The sequence below is a fragment of the Streptococcus mitis genome (assembly GCF_003944325.1).
GTDB lineage: Bacteria > Bacillota > Bacilli > Lactobacillales > Streptococcaceae > Streptococcus > Streptococcus mitis_CW.
Map to the genome: position 1 here is coordinate 1 of NZ_RJPX01000107.1, position 662 is coordinate 662.

The 662-nt window shown below is 28.9% G+C and carries 1 protein-coding gene; it reads right to left on the reverse strand.

What is annotated here, in order from left to right:
• A partial coding sequence (locus D8787_RS11300; RefSeq protein ID WP_260471404.1) for an asparagine synthase-related protein occupies positions 1-662 on the reverse strand: 662 nt, incomplete at both ends.

A 662-nucleotide genomic window follows, 5' to 3' on the forward strand; every position in this document is an offset into this window, starting at 1 on the left:
TCAGAATATAACCTTTCCTTTATACTATTTCTATAATTTGTACTTAAAAAATCTGGTATTATTATTTTATCTATCCAAGAAAAATTTCTGTTCTCAATATTTTTTTTCGAACATCTAAATGCTTCTTTGTATTTTTGTCTTAATTCATCTGTTAAAGATTTGTTATCAATAAAATCTCTTAAACAATCAATAGAATTTCTTTTTACAATAAGACAATACCTTAAAACATAGTTTATACTCTTTAACTTTTCTTGTCTTAATATAGACCACGGAGTAGCAGTCATAGATGTGAACAATTCATCGCCTCCGATTCCAATAAAGTGGACATGAGACTGTTGATTTTTAGTATTCTCAATTACTTCTTCCAAATAATGTTCAGTATCAGCCCACAATAGCGGATTAGAAGGAACTTTGTTCCCAATATAAGAATGATCCATCTCAAATCTGTGATTAATTTTTTCCAATGAAGTTAGTTTAATCAATGGACAATGTATATCTTCTGAAATACTTTCGGCCCATTTTGTATCACTATTTGATTCCACACTAGATTCGGCATGAAAAAGAAGAAAATCATGATTTATTTTGTTCAGCATATATGCTATGCATGCTGAGTCAATACCACCAGATAAATCAGCAGAAATGTTATTGTATTTGTTTACAAT